The following is a 15548-nucleotide window of genomic DNA, read 5'->3' as shown; positions in this document are numbered from 1 at the left end:
TTTAAAAATCATTATCCGTAAAGGGAACTATAGATGGTGAAAACCTTTTCAGCGATGGGTCAAATTCTAACGTTGCTGCATAATCATCTGTTTGTGAGACGGACAGTTCAATTGTTTGCTGATTTTTTTCATCAAAAAGCAACTGAATTTGATAATTAGTCCAGAATTGGTCGCCTAGTTCATCTTCTAAATCAAAAAGTTTTTCTTCATCACCCCATATATTTGACCAAAGTCCGATCCTATTAGCGCGAAAATGATTTTGACCATTTGCATCTCCAATTACAAAATATGCTTCGACATTTAAATCAAATCCCAAGTCATCGACCTCTACCTCTGCTATTTGACAGTTAACCACTATTAAGGTATCGGGGTTAACGTTTACTACCTGTTCTTGGCGCTTTAATAATTCTTGTAGCACGAAATCAGGCAACAACTGGGAACTTTCCTCAAGTAATTGTTTTTGATTTTCTCGGGAGTAACGAGTTTTTAACTCTTGCGTGATTAAAGTTAAAATATCTTCACTAGCTAAATTGACAACTATCTTTTTATCTGCGGGATTAAGAAAACTTCCAACATTCAGATTAATGTGTTTTTTAATTGGCATAATTCTCTAAAATCCTTTTGAACAGTTCATACTCATCTACAAATAAAGCGAAGGCAAGGAAAAATATTACCTCAGCTTCAGTTCTCCGTTTTGATCAAGACGTACTTCCGAATAGCAGGTATCTGTGCAACAGATGCAGCAAAAATTATTGGTCGCATTGTTTCAGGAAGTGCCGCAGCAAGTTCATTTAAAGCATTGGCATCAGAGCGATTGCGAACACAGGCATAAACCCCGCCTTCAGGAACTTGGCGGATTGCTTCCCAAGTAAGTAAACCAGTGGCGGCATTTAGATCCAATACTAAGTGATGACGTTGTAATTGAGCGAAAGTGAAAATGCGATCGCGCGCCGCTAGGGGTGCTGATTCTTCAGTTATTTTTGCAAGATGCTGGTCAAATAAATCCATTAGTTATCGGATTATAATAATGATTATATATAAAATTATATATAAATAGGTATTATTTTAGGCTATTAATTGAATCTAATCATAATAATTGATGCCGAATGCCAGATGTTAATTATGAAATTTTATTAACTGTAGTAAAAACTATGAAAATTTCCGAAATATCGACAGAAGCTCTGGAAAAAATCAAGTCAGTTAGGTGGGATAGAATTATTGAGAAACATGAAGGACCAGAAAGTTGGTCATCGGTTTTCAGATATGAAGAACCAGAATTTTTGTCAGTGGAAGAATGCTCAATATTATTACCTGTAGATAAATCACATCATCCGAATATTACTACATCGGTGAGAGGTTAAGATAATCTTACTTTTGTCAATTAGAAATTATGCTTAAAATTTGGAAAGAGCCGAGGTATGAAGTTAACTGTTGTACTGAAATTATGGGTTAAGAATAAATGATGCGTATCAAGATGACGCGTAGGCAAAGCCCAACCTAGGCATCGCCCAATCAAAAATTCTGTTTCTAACCCCGATTTCAGCAATATTTTAAGTACTATTGCTTATTGACAAATTGTATCTGACCTTAACCTCTCACAAATGATATTACTATAATACGTTGTATCTGGAGTGCGGATAAGAATTCTGTAACAGTTTTTCTATCAGATACTACCTATGAAGATGATCCATTCTTTTGGGGATTTATGGCAGTATGCGATCGCCTGAAAAATGAAGAGTTTTTCTTAGCAATTTTATACCATGAATGGTTTATTATTGAAAGAGCCGCAGTTTGTGAATAAAGAGTTTTCAGGAGTTGTTCAAAAATCGGACAGATTCTCAGAAAATTTATGATGACTGCTTCTAGTAGATGATTTTATTTCCGAAAAAATAAATTCATTCAATTGCCAGAGAGAATTTATTGAGCCGATACAAATATTTTGGCTCTCAAACCGCTAGAGCATGGTTGGGTAGAGATCCAACGAGCGATAAACGTGCAGATGTCACCCAACAGCATCTGCAATTTCTGAGTTCAAAATATACATCAGATGATCGTGAGTTACCTGTTTCAATTGTTGAAGAACGTCGCTTCAAATTAAATGTCAATCTTTCTCAAGTTCAGAGGAAATAAATTACGCTTTCATAAAATGAAACAGGAAGATTAATACCCGTTAGCTATCTTGCTCCAGGTGTGGGAATATAAGAAGAAATACTTGAATTATTGTAGGGGTTTTCATCTACTCGCCTCCAACTTCCTTTTACTATTGCCTTCTGAGGCAATAGTAAACTGGCTTTCATGACTGAAAGCAAAAAAGTATACTATGAAAATACGGAGCAATTGAATGAGCATTATTAAAAAACTTGTAGCTATGACAGCTAGCATCACTTTCAGCTACATTGTTACCGGAGTAAGACCTACTCAAGCAGCTATAATTACTTATGATTTTGATGCATCATTAAATTCAGGAGCGTTGCAAGGTACTAAATTCACAGGCACGTTCAGCTATGACAATTCAGAGCAAACAGGAATAGGAGAGGAATTTATCTCTTTAAAAACCTTAGAATTTAGTCTTTTAGGGACTAATTTCACAAAAGCAGATATAAGTCAAGGTGGACAAGTGATAATCAATAATGGAAGTGTGGAGGATTTTACTGCTGCAATATTTTTGCCCTTCAATATTGCATTTGGATTTGGTGGTGAAGGAATTATTGGATATAATGTTCCAGGTGATGTGAATGCAAGTGGTGAAGGAGTTTATACAATTCAAGTAGAAACTGTTCCAGAACCAACAGATATTTATGGTGGAACATTAGCATTAGGGTTTGGGTGGTTAATGAAGCGCAAGCTAAAAGCCTTGAGTGCCAGCAATTCTCATTTTGAAAAGAAAATAAGTTGAAGAAGGCAGCTATGCTGGAGGCAGAAGGCTTTTATGTTTCGTTTAGATGGGGATTCAAACCCAAAGAGTTCGAGAGCCACCAAAAATTCTAGTTTTGTGGGGGTCTTAAACCCTTGCTCACTGAGTGCTGAGTGCTGAGTAAAGAAGATTGAATACTCAGTACTTTTGCACTATGGTAAGAGCAACTCCCGAAGTCAAGCGGAATCAACAATTCGTTTCAGTCCATTGCGGCGCATCGACAAGCAGTTGAGCAAACTTGTCAGGGCTTGCATCTTCAAACTCCAGCATCACACCCAACTGCTCATCAATCGTTAGAGTACTGAGTAATTCAATAAGTGCATCAACCCCGTATTCTACCCGCTCAAAGCAAGCGCTCTTCAAAGAAACCCCAAGGGTTGCGTTGATACGTCAAGAGTTGAGGTTGTCCGGTGTAGAGATCGTTCTTGAGGTGAACTCAAAAAGACTTCATCAGCGTAGTAATGTTTTAGAATTTGGATAGAAGCAAAATATTTTCCCTACAGCTCCTCCTCTTAATATTCCAGCTATGACTTCAAGTACGTACTTTAGCTATGTCGAAGACATCGCGCCAAAAAACACAATTCCTGCTCTGGAAAACGGTGACAGACTGACTCAAAGCGAGTTTGAACGGCGTTATCATGCGATGCCAGACCGAAAAAAAGCAGAATTAATCGAAGGAATTGTTTACATGGCATCCCCACTACGAATTACCCAACATGGTGAACCCCATGCCGCAATTATTGGTTGGTTGATGCTTTATAAAGCCTTAACGCCTGGAGTTCAATTAGGAGATAATTGTACTGTACGGCTTGATGCAGATAATGAACCTCAACCAGATGCACTGCTGAGAATAGAAGCAGGGGGACAATCCAATCTTAGTGAAGATGGCTACGTGGAAGGTGCGCCAGAATTAATTGCGGAAGTGGCTGCCAGTACTGTTTCAATTGATATACATGATAAACTCAAGGTTTATCGTCGTAATCAAGTACAAGAATATATAGTTTGGCGGTTTCAAGACAGAGAACTGGATTGGTTTCGACTAACAGAAGGTAAGTATATTCTGCTGGACTCCAATTCGGAAGGAATCATCAAAAGTGAAGTTTTCCCAGGATTATGGTTAGATAAAGAAGCCTTGAAAGCCCTCAATTTAGCGAAAGTAATTGAGATAGTGCAGCAAGGATTAACAACCGTTGAGCATCAGAATTTTGTGAAGCAATTGTCTCGCCAACAATAGTCAGCGTGAACTGTGTGAAACCAAGCAGCATTTTCAACCTAACAACTAAAGTGGTTAATAGTAAGCCCCACTTTCTCACCCCATCCACTCGACCCAATCGGGCGCAGATGCTATCAGTTGAGCAAACTTGTCCGGGTCAATGTCCTCAAAGTTTAGCATCACCCCACAACGCTCATCACTCGTCAACGTACTAATTCTTGCGATCGCCTGTTGGACAATGTCTTCTTATTCCCACTCTGTACTTTCAGGAAGCTTCTTGTTGAGAAAGCGATCCATGCAGCGCTCCGCAAGAGCCGCGATAGTTAGGGATGGGTTGCTGCAAGCAGTGGAACCAGGAATGAGAGAACCATCAACAACAAATAAGTTAGAATAGCCGTGGACTTTTCCGTAAGTATTGCATACAGCACCGATAGTTGCACCACCAAGGGGATGTGCTGTAGCGCTAAAGTCAAGCGGTGCAGCAAAAGTGGTTGCATTAGCAAGATTTAGTCGTTGGTAAGTATACTGATTAGCCTGGGTAATTTTCTGATTGTTGGCTGAGTTTTTCGGCCAGAAAAGATTAGCTGATTGGGTAGAAGTATTGTAATTCAGGTAGCCTTCTGGCTTGACGATGGCGAGGCTCAGAGGAGCTAATACACCTTGTGGAACTATCGGAAAAGGAAGTTGCTCGATAACTAATGGAGCGATGGGATTGTCTAAGTCTTCAATTACTACCGATGCTGGGCCGCCGAGTGTGGCATTAGTTTGACCAGAAGTAAGGATAGCACTGACTCCATCACCGTTAGTTCCCCAGAATTTTCCGACTTGATTGTTGAGGCGAGGCAATGTCCCTTCGTGCTTGGCACGTAAAAGCAATTCGGTGGTGCCAATGGAACCGGCTGCTAAAAACAGATAGCGACAGATAAAGGATTTTTTAGCCAGTACAACTCCCTGCTGATTAATTTGATTGCAGGTAACTCGGAAACGCCCAGCATGATATTCCTCGATTGTATGTACCACATGTAGGGGTCGGATTTCCACCTTTTTAGTAGCTTCTGCCATGCTGAGATAATTTCGATCTAAGCTATTTTTGGCACCACTGTTAAGACCGTAGTAAACTTGACCTGCGATCGCGGAAGGAACCTTCTGACCCGCGATTTCTTGTCGAACGATATCCCAATCAACATAGTTTTAATTCCAGCTTCACCAAGGCGCAATGCTGCGACGGCTCCACCAAAACCGCTACCAATAATCAGCGCTTCGAGACATTCTTCACCATGATAGGTGGCAGAAGCAATGCTAGGCACAGCGATACTTGCCGTTGCTGCCAGCGTTGCCTGAATAAATTGACGACGTTTAATTACGCCCGACATAATTAATCTCCTGTATGAGTTGATTATGCACCGACACTTTTACATCTCAGTTGAAATCACTAGCTGCAATTGATGTCTTCAAGGAATTACAGAAGTAACTTCAAAATTTCGACACCTCGTTAGGGCAACTTCTGCTACACTTGTTGCACAATCCCAAAAATACCAGTATCAAAAATAGTTGATCTGCCAAATTGCCAAAAACATCAGCTAATGGCTCTCTCTTTTATTGAACAGCGAAAGTCATTTGGGCAAGCCAATACTTCTCATTGGTGAAGTAAGACCAAAAATGCAAGGCACAAGCTCTTTTAGAAGCACTTTTGAAATCTGGGAAGATGCCACCAGATGCCTAAATTTATCCGATTCATAGTAAATTTTGTTAGTTGCTTTTTTTCTTGATCAATTTTGGCTCAAAAATAGGAGATGCGGTTGAGGGTGTGAGATATTTATCGTACCAAGCTAAATAACGTTCTAGGACATCACGTTGATAACTCGGTTTGCTGATGCCGTGAGACTGTCCAGGATAAACCACTAATTGAGTATCAATTCCCAGACTTTTGAGTGCTTGATACATCTGTTCCGAGTTATGTAGTGGTACAGAAAAATCCCTATCACCTCCCATAAATAGTGTTGGTGTAACAATGCGGTCAGCGTGAATAAATGGGAAAGAAATTCGTAGCCAGACATCGAGGTTCTTCCACGGTACACCAAGCTCTTGTTCATAGTCATCAATATACTCATCAGTACCATAGGTCGCCAGAATATTTGATTCACCAGCCCCACTGACTGCGGCTTGAAAGCGGTGATCTTGAGCAATAGTGTAGTTGGTTAACATTCCGCCGTAACTCCAGCCACCAATTCCCAAGCGTGATGGCGAAGCAATTCCGGTAGCGATCGCATAATCAGCACCAGCAATAATATCTTGAGCGTCTTTGTTTCCCCAGTCTGCATAAATCGCTTTGGAGAAAGCTTCACCTCTTCCTGAACTACCGCGTGGGTTAACACCGACAACGACATAACCTTTGGCCGCAAACAGTTGCCAATTAAACTTAAACTGGTTTGTGAACTGGCCGACAGGCCCGCCGTGTAACATTAGCAGTGTTGGGTATTTCTTCCCTGGCTGATAGTGAGGTGGTTTGACAAGAAAGCCATGAATTTCTGTACCATCTTTACTCAAAAAGCTGATTTCATCTGTAGTTGCTAAATTTAACTGCGCTAGTAACTGATCGTTTTGGTGTGATATTAAACGCAAATTTTTACCATTAAAGGCAAAGACTGCATTTGGTTGTTGTGGCGTTGAGGAAAGTAAAGCGATTTTGCCATCGCGTCCTAAATCAAATTTACTAATCTCTTGTCTTCCTGCTAAGAATCGCTCGATTTTGCCACCAGTTACAGGTATTTTTGCTAGGTGAACATTGCCATCATCTTCGATTAAAAACAGTATTGATTTACCATCTGTGGTAAAGCGCGGTTTGGCAACATTGCGATCAAGGTTGGCAGTTAGTAGACGGGGAGTACCACCCTCGGCGGGGATAATGGCGAGATGATGAACTGCATACTCAATAAGTTTGGGTGAACCTCCCTGCAAATAAGCAATTGACTTCCCATCTGGACTCCAAACCGGACGGCTATCCCAATCAGGAGCGGAGTCAGGCCCAATAAAGGTAGTTAGCTGACGGGCTTTGGCTCCCGATTGGGCGGCGATTCCATACAGATCCCAATTATTATTGCGATCGCTCTCTTGACCACGTTTGCTCACAAAAGCAATATTTTTGCTATCAGGGGACCAAGCAGGTAAAGACTGATTAAATGAACCTGGAGTGAGAATATCTGCTTTGCGAGTTGCTAAGTCCAATACATAAAGATGTTCACGACTTTTACCGATAAAACCGACACCATCTTCTAAGAAGTGAAATTGATCAATAACAATCGGTGGTGGGGTTTTCCCATTAAAGGGTGTTTCTGGAACTGGTTCCTCGGCAATTACGGCTAGTCGTCTACTGTCACCAGACCAGACAAAATCGCTAACATCACCAGCAAAGTCAGATATTTTCTCGGCTTCACCGCCTGCTAGGTTGAGCAACCAAATTTGCTGTTTTCCCGATTCCCGGCTGGAGATGAAAGCTAGATACTTCCCGTCTGGGCTGAACCGAGGGTCATATTCACTATCCTTACCGTTAGTTAAATGTAATGTTCGGGAAGCATCCCAAGAAGTCATGTAAATATGGTTATCTTGTGTATCATTTTTCAAGTCGGTATTAGTTACTGTGTAAGCAATCCAGTCTCCAGTGGGAGATAGTTGGGGATCGTTAATTTGGCGAAAGGCGAATTGATCGTCGAGTGTTAGCAGGCGTTTTTCTTGGGCTTGAGCCGAAATATTTATACTGAGTGTCATCGCTAAAACACTACTTGCTAAAGCGATTTTTGTTAGCTTTTTCATAACTAGATATCATAACTGGGGGTTCGCACATTTTTTTGAAGTTAGAGAAATTGGTAAATAACTTGGTCATAAAGCTTTGCTCCAGCATTGCGGCTAGCCCTGGTGGGATGTCCACAATCCGAGTTTTATGCTTACCTTTGGTGGTAGACTTGCTCAAAGCGATAGCACAACATTTGATATCAGTCGTCTGGAGTACTAGTCCCGCATTTCTCACAAGTTTGAAATGCAGAGGGGCAGAGGGGCAGAGGGGCAGAGGGGCAGAGGGGCGGAGGGGATTGAACTTGGCACATTGAACTCTCCTCTGCTCCCCTGCTCCCCTGCTCCCCTGCACAAGCACAGGCTTTGAGCATTGGTGAGAAATCCGGGTAGTGCTTCTGATACTTGACAACCAGTAAAGAGGCAATTTCTTTTCCAGAGCGCGATGGCGTAACCGTCCGCTTTAAGAGCGATCGCTCAACGTGATAAATCCTGACGTGAATAATCGCTTTAGTTCCTCTTGGGTTAAAATCTTGCCTTGTCCGTTGCCGTCTACTTTCGTTTTTCCGAATCAATAGCGATTACACGTTTTGTGTTAATCGTGCGGAATTGGGTTTAGGAGAAAAGTTTCTCCTAAATTAATTTCCATGTCTATCCTGCCGCTCTTTCTCCATCATTATCATCGCGCCCGTGATACATTTACAGGTCTCAAGAAGACCTGTCGTAAGCTTGCCTATTCGTTTTGGCAATACTTAATCTCCCGCTTGAAGGGAGATGAGAATATTCCCTACCTACCTGATGTCATTTGAGCTCATGCTGCTTTAAAGAATGAAGTATTTTCAATCCCTATAGAAGCAACTATTCTCACCTAACTCAGAATTATTTGCTCATTTTTACAGCGGTTATTGAGAAGTTACCAAAAACTTATGCAAAAAAATCTTTTCGGCGACCTCCTACTGCATAGATATTTTAACGACTTTTCCCCCAATAGCCGTTAAAATTGATGTATTGCGCTTCTTGAAAACTTGATAAGTTTTTAGATTACACCTATGCCACAGACTGCTAACCTCAAGGTTAATATCCTGCTAGAAAATAAAAATAATATGGTAATTGCTTCTGCTTTAGAGTTTCCCTCTTATAGAGTGGAAGCGGCTACTCGTGATCTGGCGCTTCAAAGCCTGACTCAGCTCTTAGCAACCCACCTAAAAGATGCAGAAATTATTCCTGTAGAAATTAAGGTGTCTCAAGCAGCAATCTCTGAAAACCCTTGGATTAAGTATGCAGGCTTTTTCAAAGACGATCCATATTTTGCTGAAATTGCTTTATCAATTCGATCCGAAAGGGAGTCAAACGATGATTCAGAGGTTGATCCCTCCTTGTACATGGTTGAGTAGCCTTTTGTTATGAGTCTATTTATTTTGGACACAGACCATGTTTCATTGTGGCTTCGAGGGCATTCCTCAATTTGTGCTAGAGCCGCGCAATTGTCATCCAATATTGCAGTAACAATTGTTACGGTTCAAGAGCTGTTTAATGGGTGGGTTGTTAATATCAACAATCCCTCCCAAACTAATAATTTAGTCGAGCTTTACACAAGGTTCTGGGCAACAGTGGACTTTTTGCAAAACGTTCGGATATTAAATTTTGATGCTGCTGCTGACACGCAATATCGGCAGATAAAAATATTTGAAACGAGATGGCGTAAGCCACTATGTTGCAATGACACGGGCAATTGAGCAGTTGATTCTGACAAGCGATCGCTCCTCAGAATTTACCAGCCGTTTGGAGGCAGTATTAGGTAAAGTAGTTTGATTGCGATCGCTCCCTGATCAAGCGAGGAAAAAAGCGATCGCACTGGTTTCTTAGAGGAAAAAAAGTTAATACTGCGTAGCTTGCAGCCGTTGGCATCGCCCCAATCAAGCGAACGCGAGTAGCGTCTCGTAGAGAGGAAATTCCAAGCGGGAGCAGCCGTAGTGAATGTTTTATTGATCAACCTTGGCTATCAAATTCACCAATTTCAGATCCAGCGACTCGGCTATCTTGGTTACTTCCGCATTGCCAAACTGCCCGAACAGCGACGAGGGTAAATCATATTCAACATAAACCGACTGATCCGCTGCTTCATACACCAGCAGGCGTAAGGGCGCGTACAGCGCCGCTCGGATGTCGTGCTGTGTCATTTGAATGGCAATCAACGGATTGCCTACCACATACTGCTTGGCCTTTTTAGGCGTACCCACTATAGTCAACAGCTGTCCGTGGTTTTGAATATCAAACAGAATTAAGTCCTCTTCGCCCCCCCTAAGCTTCAGGTGCGCTTCGACGAATGCCGGTTCTGCTCCTACTTTTTGAATAATCGTTGGGTCTAGGCGACCCAGCGCAACTTCAAGGTTTCGGGTAAAATCGTCAAAGGTCGAAGTCACTTTTACCATTTGATGGTTCATGTCAATGATGGTTCTCATGGCTGTTAAGCTGTTGTATAACCGAATCTAGTTTTTAAACAGACGTATTTTGATTTGTGATGAATCTGATGAGAATATCATCACCTTCTGAGTAGAATAAGCGATCGCTTCCCGCTTTCAATAAATAACCAGCAGACCAGCACTGATAATAAAAATCACAACATCGTTATTCATTGGTAAAGCAGCAAAGCTGTTGGGTAATCTTGCTAACTCTACCAATTTTTGAGAGCAGCGATAAAAGCGGGCTGTGATCGCGCCAATCAAGCGAGGAAAAGAGAGCGATGCCTGCGGCGGTAAACTACGCACTTGTGCTAAGTGGTGATTGTATTGTAAATTGCTTATTCTCTCTGCTAATTTCACCATCCATATTTCTGAATGCCTATAGCGGACGGGTACGCCATCGCACCCATTTATGAGAACGGTATTAGAAGATATAGGGTGCGATCGTGGGACTGAACTACCCCATAGATAAATCTGTGGGGTAGTTCACACTTATTCTCTGTTAAACAGATTTTCAGAGTCTTGGATCATTCCACCGAAGCCTTTGTTAACTTCAGTGTTGATCTCGTTATTGATAACTTGGTCAACTTCTGTGTTTAGCATTTGCTCAAATCCCTCAGCGCCAGGAACGTGAGAAGCTACACCGTCAAGAATTGGGTTGATCAGGTTATCTGCGGTTGTGTCGATGGCTGCATCAACGCCGAACTCTCCTGCTTGCTGTGCAAAATTTGGATCTGACATTTGACTCAACTTCCTTTTGAAAATAAGTAATAATTGGTCTACAGTAAAGTCAAAGAGTCCTCAACAGTCAATAACTGTTGACTATTGACCACTAACTATTGTTTGTAATTAACTTTACTTTCGCCAATGTATCTATCATAGGGGTGAAAAATCCGGGTTAGACCAAGCCCCAAAGCTAACGCGAATTGGGTAATTCTCTTGTTCAGGGGTGCAAGCTCTAATTCAAGCGAGGATAATTTACCAGCGATGCCCAACTCTTAGAGACGCTACGCGTAGCTTGCTTCCCCTCCGGGGTACGGCGCAGGCTCAGGGTAAGACCTACGGTGGTAACAGAGCCTGATAGAGCGCTTAGTGACTTTAGTCATGTTTAAGTTGTGACATTTGCTAGATATCTTTTCTTGATTATGTAGAATATATTGGCAACATATAAGTTAAGTAAAACTTGGACTAAAGAATATATGAACCGCTTAAAATCTCTGATTCTTGGTGGTTTATTAGCTTCTGTTTCAATTGCTGCTCTTTCAACTCATGCTAATGCTTCTGTTGTGAATTTCCGAAATCTGTGCCACTAGCCTTGTATTCCAAATTAAATATATATATGGGTTAATATCATGTCTCACAACCACGGACATAACCACGGACAAAATCACGGACAAAATCACGGACACAACCACGAACAAAATCACCACCATCAAGAAGGTCATCGTCGCGAGTTAGAGTACTACGAACCACGTCATCACCACAAAGGTATCCTACAAAGAATTTTTAGATTTTTCTGGTAAACGGTTTGGGATTAATACGTCCTTAATCATTTCCCCTAAATTTATTTATGGGGATTAGAGTCAGAATCAATCAGTGGGGGATTCAGACCCGCCACTGATTGAAGACCACTAAATCTTCGATTTAGTGGGGGTCTTAAACCCCTTGATTCATCCGCCAGTCGCACAAAAAACATTGCTGAATTCTGGCTCCTGACTCCTGAATTCTGTTTTGATAACTGTTGAAGTGCGCCGTTCTTAGAGGAAATATCGCAGCAGGAGCGATCGCCCCACCTAATTCTTAGCCCTGTTCTGTCACTTTCGGAAAACAATAATCGTAGCGAAACATTGGAACCTTTATCTAATCAAGCTTTGAGCCTTTCTTTTCTAAGAGAAACTAAAATTTCAAGCCAAAAGCTGAAAAGTAAAGCTCCGAAAGGCTTTCAGGGATTAGCTTTTCCCAGTTTGACATAAGCTGTTTACGGACGCGCTCGCTTCCGTTATGGATGGAAGAAACAAGTCAAATCCTCTTCCCTTCTGCCTCCTGCCTCCTGCCTTGTTTCTTAGGAGAGGGTTAGAGGAAACCAAGCGATCGCCCCCGCCAAATTCTTAGAGGAAAAAAAGCGATCGCCCCACCTAATCAAGAGAGGATCCGGGATTTCTCACCAATGCTCAAAGCCTGTGCTTGTGCTCTTGAGCAGGGGAGAGTTCAATGTGCCAAGTTCAATCCCCTCCGCCCCTCTGCCCCTCTGCCCCTCTGCATTTCAAACTTGTGAGAAATGCGGGAGGATGCATGGCGATCGCTCCCTCACAGGCAATTGCTACAAAAGAGCTTGGTCATCTCATAACCAAGCTCTTAGCTATCTCAATCAATCATTGGAGGATTCGTAGTTTCGCACTATGCAGCAGGTTGTTCCAGATTAACCTTGACAACTTTGTTCTTTTCTTCTTCAGCTTTTGGCAATGTCAAATTCAAGATACCGTCTTTATAATCTGCGGTGACATTGGTGTTTTGAATCCGAACAGATAGAGGAATTACACGTTGGAATTTACCATAGTAGAATTCACTCTTGGTAGTGCCATTGTTTTCGGTTTTAGTTTGGGACTTGCGCTCACCGAAGACGTGAACAGCATCTTGGGTGACTTGAATATCTAGGTCTTTAGCCTCTAATCCTGGGAGTTCTAGCTTCAAATGAATAGCATCATCAGTTTCGTGCAACTCAGCCGCCGGAACTTTGAGAAAATCTCTGTCAAACCGTGCAGGTGCTACTCTGGTATCTCCAAGTAAGCCATTGATGTGACGTTCTAAAGCGTTCAATTCTTGCCAGGGGTTGTAACGAACTAGTGCCATAACTCTTTCTCGCATTAAGTAGTTCTTGTTTAATCGTTTTTGCACTTGGTTTTGTGCTTATGTATTCATAATAAGTATGGTTAAAACTTCTGTAAATTCGGTGATCATCACCTAATAATATGATGATTACCGCACTAAGTTAGGCAGTAAAAAAGATTACGGTTTACTCTAATGTTGTGGTTCGGTAAACCAGAATAATAACTATTAATATCAATAATAATCAACCAACTATTCTGCTATTGAAGGGCATAGTACAGTTAGGCGATCGCTTATATCCCCAAAACAACAATCACACTCGCTCTACTCACTTCGCCATCGCACTATTGAATGAGCAGATTTAATCATCTGGAAACTGCCAAGATGAAATACTTTCTACATCTTTGCTGTCGCATTTGACACAAGTAGTATCAAATCTTGAATACATCCACTCATAACCGCAAGTACGACAGTGGCAGAAAATATTATTGCGGTTGGCATCTTTTATACCCTGATGCCATTGCTGTAGTTGGTCTGGATGTTGAAAAGGTAAATTATCAGACATTTTAGTCAATCCTAATATTTTGTCATGCACTTTTAAGTTCGGTTTCTACAATTAAGCGCAAATCATCTGTAACCTCGATTTCCAATTTTTGGGCTATATAGTTAACTAATTTGGGCGTGATGCCTGCGGCGGGGTTTAGGGGAGCGATGTCTACTTTAAGGGGCTGCACCTACGGCCTCATTCTTAGAGGATAAACGGCAGAGCAATGCCTATAGCGGACGGGTACGCCATCGCACCCATTTATGAGAACGCTATTTGCCCTATGCTAAAGCGAAAAGTAAAAACAACAGTTATGAAATTTGCACAAAATCTCACCCACCGCCAAAGCTTACTGAAAGCCTTGACTCTAGCAATCCTTGTATTGGCATCCGTAATGCCCCCAACTGTTCTAGCCAACGAAAGCCAAAAAGCGACATTCAACAGCACAACCACACTCCAAACCATACTAAAGAGCAGTCATCGCTCAGAGCCAAATCGTGACCGAGACAAGTACCGCCACCCAGCCCAGACTTTGCAATTCTTCGGTCTGCGCCCAAATATGACCGTAGTTGAATTGTGGCCAGGGAACGGCTGGTATACTGAGATATTAGCCCCATTTCTAGCGGCAAAGGGGCAACTCATAGTTACTAACTTTGCTTCTAGCACAAGTAAACCCGCTTTGGCTTTTCAAGAGAAACTAGCAGCTAATCCAGAGGTTTTTGGTAAGGTCAAAGTAGCCCAAATCAATCCCCCAAATGAACTTACCCTAGCCCCAGACAACTCTGTAGACATGGTTGTTACCTTCCGCAATATTCATAACTGGGTTAAGGCTGGATATGCCGAGCAGGTTTATGCAGCAGCTTACAAAGCACTCAAGCCAGGGGGCATCTTAGGGGTGGAAGAACACCGCGCCAAAGTGGGGACTTCTTTAGAAGAGAGTATTAAAACTGGCTATATGTCGGAAGATGGGGTAATTGCTGCTGTGGAGAAAACTGGCTTCAAATTGGTGGGCAAATCAGAAATTAACGCCAACCCAAAAGATACCAAGGACTATCCGGGCGGAGTTTGGACACTACCTCCAACCTTAAGCCAAGGTCAAAAAGATAGGCAACGCTTCCTCTTGATTGGAGAGAGCGATCGCATGACCCTCAAGTTCATCAAACCCAAAGCCCCCTAATTAGATATAGGGTGCGATCGGGAATAATGTATGTCGTCTGCTGTGGTGGTTTGCTCTCTCTCACTTGTTGTTGATAGTCAAAAATCTGAGATTTCCACTTCAGCAGCCCCTCTTAGCTCATCACCAGCCCCTCTGTCATCAGGAATTACCCTTAAAGCCGAAGTATACAATAATACAATTGTTCATGTTTGGTTTTCACCAATTGAATGCGAATTTGTTTTTATAGATGAACTGGAATTTCTTTAAGATTTGCTCGATACTACTTACACCAGACATAGACTTTCTGGAGCGATCGCTCTGTTTCCTCTAAGAAAAAGCGGGGATAAGAAACTATACTTCCATTTTTCAGCTTCTTATTCTCAAGATACTTATACAAACAACCTTTGCGTTGTCTGTGTTTTGGTTTCTCAGTAGAAGTTGTAGCAGGTTCAGTTTCCTCTAAGAAATTTTCGGGTATCCATCCACACACCCCACACCCGGATTTCTCACCACATCTCAATAATTAAATAAGTAATGAGTAATGAATCTTACTTATTACCAAGCCCCTTCGGGGCGGGAACAGGGAACTCTTAACAGGGAACAGAAAAAAAATTAGCCCCGAATACAGGGTTTAAAGCCCCTAAATT

Annotated in this window: 20 protein-coding genes; 8 read left to right on the top strand and 12 right to left on the bottom strand. The window is 41.9% G+C overall.

What is annotated here, in order from left to right; translation table 11 throughout:
- Position 1: 1 nt before the first annotated feature.
- Both V7K67_RS23245 and V7K67_RS23240 read right to left on the bottom strand, forming a co-directional pair.
- The gene (locus V7K67_RS23245) at positions 2-604 is read right to left on the bottom strand and encodes a hypothetical protein (RefSeq protein WP_335168598.1); all 603 of its coding nucleotides are present in this window, start codon (positions 602-604) and stop codon (positions 2-4) included.
- Positions 605-681: 77 nt separating this feature from the next.
- Entirely contained in the window at positions 682-1008 is a 327-nt protein-coding gene (locus V7K67_RS23240) for a hypothetical protein (protein WP_334729861.1), read from the bottom strand.
- Positions 1009-1106: 98 nt separating this feature from the next.
- On the opposite strand from V7K67_RS23240, the gene V7K67_RS23235 reads away from it, so the two are divergent.
- From V7K67_RS23235 to V7K67_RS23225, 3 genes are all read left to right on the top strand, one after another.
- On the top strand, positions 1107-1361 hold the full coding sequence (locus V7K67_RS23235; protein WP_334729860.1) for a hypothetical protein: 255 nt from the start codon (positions 1107-1109) through the stop codon (positions 1359-1361).
- Between the two features lie 559 nt (positions 1362-1920).
- Positions 1921-2130 carry a hypothetical protein gene (locus V7K67_RS23230; RefSeq protein ID WP_334731092.1) on the top strand — a complete coding sequence of 70 codons (210 nt, stop codon included), beginning with the start codon at positions 1921-1923 and terminating at the stop codon, positions 2128-2130.
- A 211-nt stretch (positions 2131-2341) separates the two neighbouring features.
- On the top strand, positions 2342-2896 hold the full coding sequence (locus V7K67_RS23225; protein ID WP_334731093.1) for a PEP-CTERM sorting domain-containing protein: 555 nt from the start codon (positions 2342-2344) through the stop codon (positions 2894-2896).
- Between the two features lie 204 nt (positions 2897-3100).
- On the opposite strand, the gene V7K67_RS23220 is transcribed toward V7K67_RS23225, so the two are convergent.
- Entirely contained in the window at positions 3101-3277 is a 177-nt protein-coding gene (locus V7K67_RS23220; RefSeq protein ID WP_334731094.1) for a hypothetical protein, read from the bottom strand.
- A 163-nt stretch (positions 3278-3440) separates the two neighbouring features.
- Here V7K67_RS23220 and V7K67_RS23215 point away from each other — a divergent pair, with 163 nt between their 5' ends.
- A complete protein-coding gene (locus tag V7K67_RS23215; RefSeq protein ID WP_334731095.1) occupies positions 3441-4148 on the top strand; it encodes a Uma2 family endonuclease in 708 nt (235 codons plus the stop codon).
- A 225-nt stretch (positions 4149-4373) separates the two neighbouring features.
- Here the strand turns inward: V7K67_RS23215 and V7K67_RS23210 are convergent, their stop codons facing one another.
- The 3 genes from V7K67_RS23210 to V7K67_RS23200 all read right to left on the bottom strand — a co-directional run bounded on the left by V7K67_RS23210 (position 4374) and on the right by V7K67_RS23200 (position 7937).
- Entirely contained in the window at positions 4374-5189 is an 816-nt protein-coding gene (locus V7K67_RS23210; RefSeq protein WP_335168595.1) for a GMC family oxidoreductase, read from the bottom strand.
- Between the two features lie 17 nt (positions 5190-5206).
- Positions 5207-5500, bottom strand: coding sequence for a hypothetical protein (locus V7K67_RS23205; RefSeq protein ID WP_335168593.1), 294 nt, complete (start codon positions 5498-5500; stop codon positions 5207-5209).
- A gap of 376 nt (positions 5501-5876) precedes the next feature.
- The gene (locus V7K67_RS23200) at positions 5877-7937 is read right to left on the bottom strand and encodes a S9 family peptidase (protein ID WP_334731097.1); all 2061 of its coding nucleotides are present in this window, start codon (positions 7935-7937) and stop codon (positions 5877-5879) included.
- Between the two features lie 1025 nt (positions 7938-8962).
- On the opposite strand from V7K67_RS23200, the gene V7K67_RS23195 reads away from it, so the two are divergent.
- On the top strand, positions 8963-9307 hold the full coding sequence (locus V7K67_RS23195; RefSeq protein ID WP_334732745.1) for a hypothetical protein: 345 nt from the start codon (positions 8963-8965) through the stop codon (positions 9305-9307).
- 292 nt (positions 9308-9599) lie between these two features.
- Entirely contained in the window at positions 9600-9725 is a 126-nt protein-coding gene (locus tag V7K67_RS23190; protein ID WP_335168591.1) for a hypothetical protein, read from the top strand.
- Between the two features lie 170 nt (positions 9726-9895).
- On the opposite strand, the gene V7K67_RS23185 is transcribed toward V7K67_RS23190, so the two are convergent.
- The 3 genes from V7K67_RS23185 to V7K67_RS23175 all read right to left on the bottom strand — a co-directional run bounded on the left by V7K67_RS23185 (position 9896) and on the right by V7K67_RS23175 (position 11116).
- Positions 9896-10375 (bottom strand): DUF302 domain-containing protein, encoded by a 480-nt coding sequence (locus tag V7K67_RS23185; RefSeq protein ID WP_334732743.1) that lies wholly within the window; start codon positions 10373-10375, stop codon positions 9896-9898.
- Positions 10376-10492: 117 nt separating this feature from the next.
- Positions 10493-10738: a hypothetical protein gene (locus tag V7K67_RS23180; RefSeq protein ID WP_334732742.1), complete on the bottom strand. Its 246-nt coding sequence runs from the start codon at positions 10736-10738 to the stop codon at positions 10493-10495.
- A gap of 129 nt (positions 10739-10867) precedes the next feature.
- Positions 10868-11116, bottom strand: coding sequence for a hypothetical protein (locus tag V7K67_RS23175; RefSeq protein ID WP_334732741.1), 249 nt, complete (start codon positions 11114-11116; stop codon positions 10868-10870).
- Between the two features lie 611 nt (positions 11117-11727).
- Here V7K67_RS23175 and V7K67_RS23170 point away from each other — a divergent pair.
- Positions 11728-11898 carry a hypothetical protein gene (locus V7K67_RS23170; protein WP_335168588.1) on the top strand — a complete coding sequence of 57 codons (171 nt, stop codon included), beginning with the start codon at positions 11728-11730 and terminating at the stop codon, positions 11896-11898.
- 874 nt (positions 11899-12772) lie between these two features.
- On the opposite strand, the gene V7K67_RS23165 is transcribed toward V7K67_RS23170, so the two are convergent.
- From V7K67_RS23165 to V7K67_RS23155, 3 genes are all read right to left on the bottom strand, one after another.
- On the bottom strand, positions 12773-13225 hold the full coding sequence (locus tag V7K67_RS23165; RefSeq protein WP_334732739.1) for an Hsp20/alpha crystallin family protein: 453 nt from the start codon (positions 13223-13225) through the stop codon (positions 12773-12775).
- A gap of 337 nt (positions 13226-13562) precedes the next feature.
- Positions 13563-13766 (bottom strand): hypothetical protein, encoded by a 204-nt coding sequence (locus tag V7K67_RS23160; protein ID WP_335168586.1) that lies wholly within the window; start codon positions 13764-13766, stop codon positions 13563-13565.
- A 22-nt stretch (positions 13767-13788) separates the two neighbouring features.
- Complete coding sequence (locus V7K67_RS23155; protein WP_334732737.1) at positions 13789-13935, bottom strand: hypothetical protein; 147 nt, start codon at positions 13933-13935, stop codon at positions 13789-13791.
- A 123-nt stretch (positions 13936-14058) separates the two neighbouring features.
- On the opposite strand from V7K67_RS23155, the gene V7K67_RS23150 reads away from it, so the two are divergent.
- Positions 14059-14922 carry a class I SAM-dependent methyltransferase gene (locus tag V7K67_RS23150; RefSeq protein ID WP_335168584.1) on the top strand — a complete coding sequence of 288 codons (864 nt, stop codon included), beginning with the start codon at positions 14059-14061 and terminating at the stop codon, positions 14920-14922.
- The last annotated feature ends 626 nt before the right edge of the window (positions 14923-15548 follow it).

The sequence above is a fragment of the Nostoc sp. genome, assembly GCF_036917155.1.
In the GTDB taxonomy this organism is placed as follows: Bacteria; Cyanobacteriota; Cyanobacteriia; order Cyanobacteriales; family Nostocaceae; genus Nostoc.
This window is presented reverse-complemented; position numbering and strand designations above follow the sequence as displayed.

Excerpts from the sequence above, each read along its gene's own strand:
- V7K67_RS23245 (WP_335168598.1), bottom strand. The coding sequence starts at position 604 with ATGCCAATTAAAAAACACATTAATCTGAATGTTGGAAGTTTTCTTAAT.
- V7K67_RS23240 (WP_334729861.1), bottom strand. The coding sequence starts at position 1,008 with ATGGATTTATTTGACCAGCATCTTGCAAAAATAACTGAAGAATCAGCA.
- V7K67_RS23235 (WP_334729860.1), top strand. The coding sequence starts at position 1,107 with ATGCCAGATGTTAATTATGAAATTTTATTAACTGTAGTAAAAACTATG.
- V7K67_RS23225 (WP_334731093.1), top strand. The coding sequence starts at position 2,342 with ATGAGCATTATTAAAAAACTTGTAGCTATGACAGCTAGCATCACTTTC.
- V7K67_RS23215 (WP_334731095.1), top strand. The coding sequence starts at position 3,441 with ATGACTTCAAGTACGTACTTTAGCTATGTCGAAGACATCGCGCCAAAA.
- V7K67_RS23210 (WP_335168595.1), bottom strand. The coding sequence starts at position 5,189 with ATGGCAGAAGCTACTAAAAAGGTGGAAATCCGACCCCTACATGTGGTA.
- V7K67_RS23205 (WP_335168593.1), bottom strand. The coding sequence starts at position 5,500 with ATGTCGGGCGTAATTAAACGTCGTCAATTTATTCAGGCAACGCTGGCA.
- V7K67_RS23200 (WP_334731097.1), bottom strand. The coding sequence starts at position 7,937 with ATGAAAAAGCTAACAAAAATCGCTTTAGCAAGTAGTGTTTTAGCGATG.
- V7K67_RS23195 (WP_334732745.1), top strand. The coding sequence starts at position 8,963 with ATGCCACAGACTGCTAACCTCAAGGTTAATATCCTGCTAGAAAATAAA.
- V7K67_RS23185 (WP_334732743.1), bottom strand. The coding sequence starts at position 10,375 with ATGAGAACCATCATTGACATGAACCATCAAATGGTAAAAGTGACTTCG.
- V7K67_RS23180 (WP_334732742.1), bottom strand. The coding sequence starts at position 10,738 with ATGGTGAAATTAGCAGAGAGAATAAGCAATTTACAATACAATCACCAC.
- V7K67_RS23175 (WP_334732741.1), bottom strand. The coding sequence starts at position 11,116 with ATGTCAGATCCAAATTTTGCACAGCAAGCAGGAGAGTTCGGCGTTGAT.
- V7K67_RS23170 (WP_335168588.1), top strand. The coding sequence starts at position 11,728 with ATGTCTCACAACCACGGACATAACCACGGACAAAATCACGGACAAAAT.
- V7K67_RS23165 (WP_334732739.1), bottom strand. The coding sequence starts at position 13,225 with ATGGCACTAGTTCGTTACAACCCCTGGCAAGAATTGAACGCTTTAGAA.
- V7K67_RS23160 (WP_335168586.1), bottom strand. The coding sequence starts at position 13,766 with ATGTCTGATAATTTACCTTTTCAACATCCAGACCAACTACAGCAATGG.
- V7K67_RS23150 (WP_335168584.1), top strand. The coding sequence starts at position 14,059 with ATGAAATTTGCACAAAATCTCACCCACCGCCAAAGCTTACTGAAAGCC.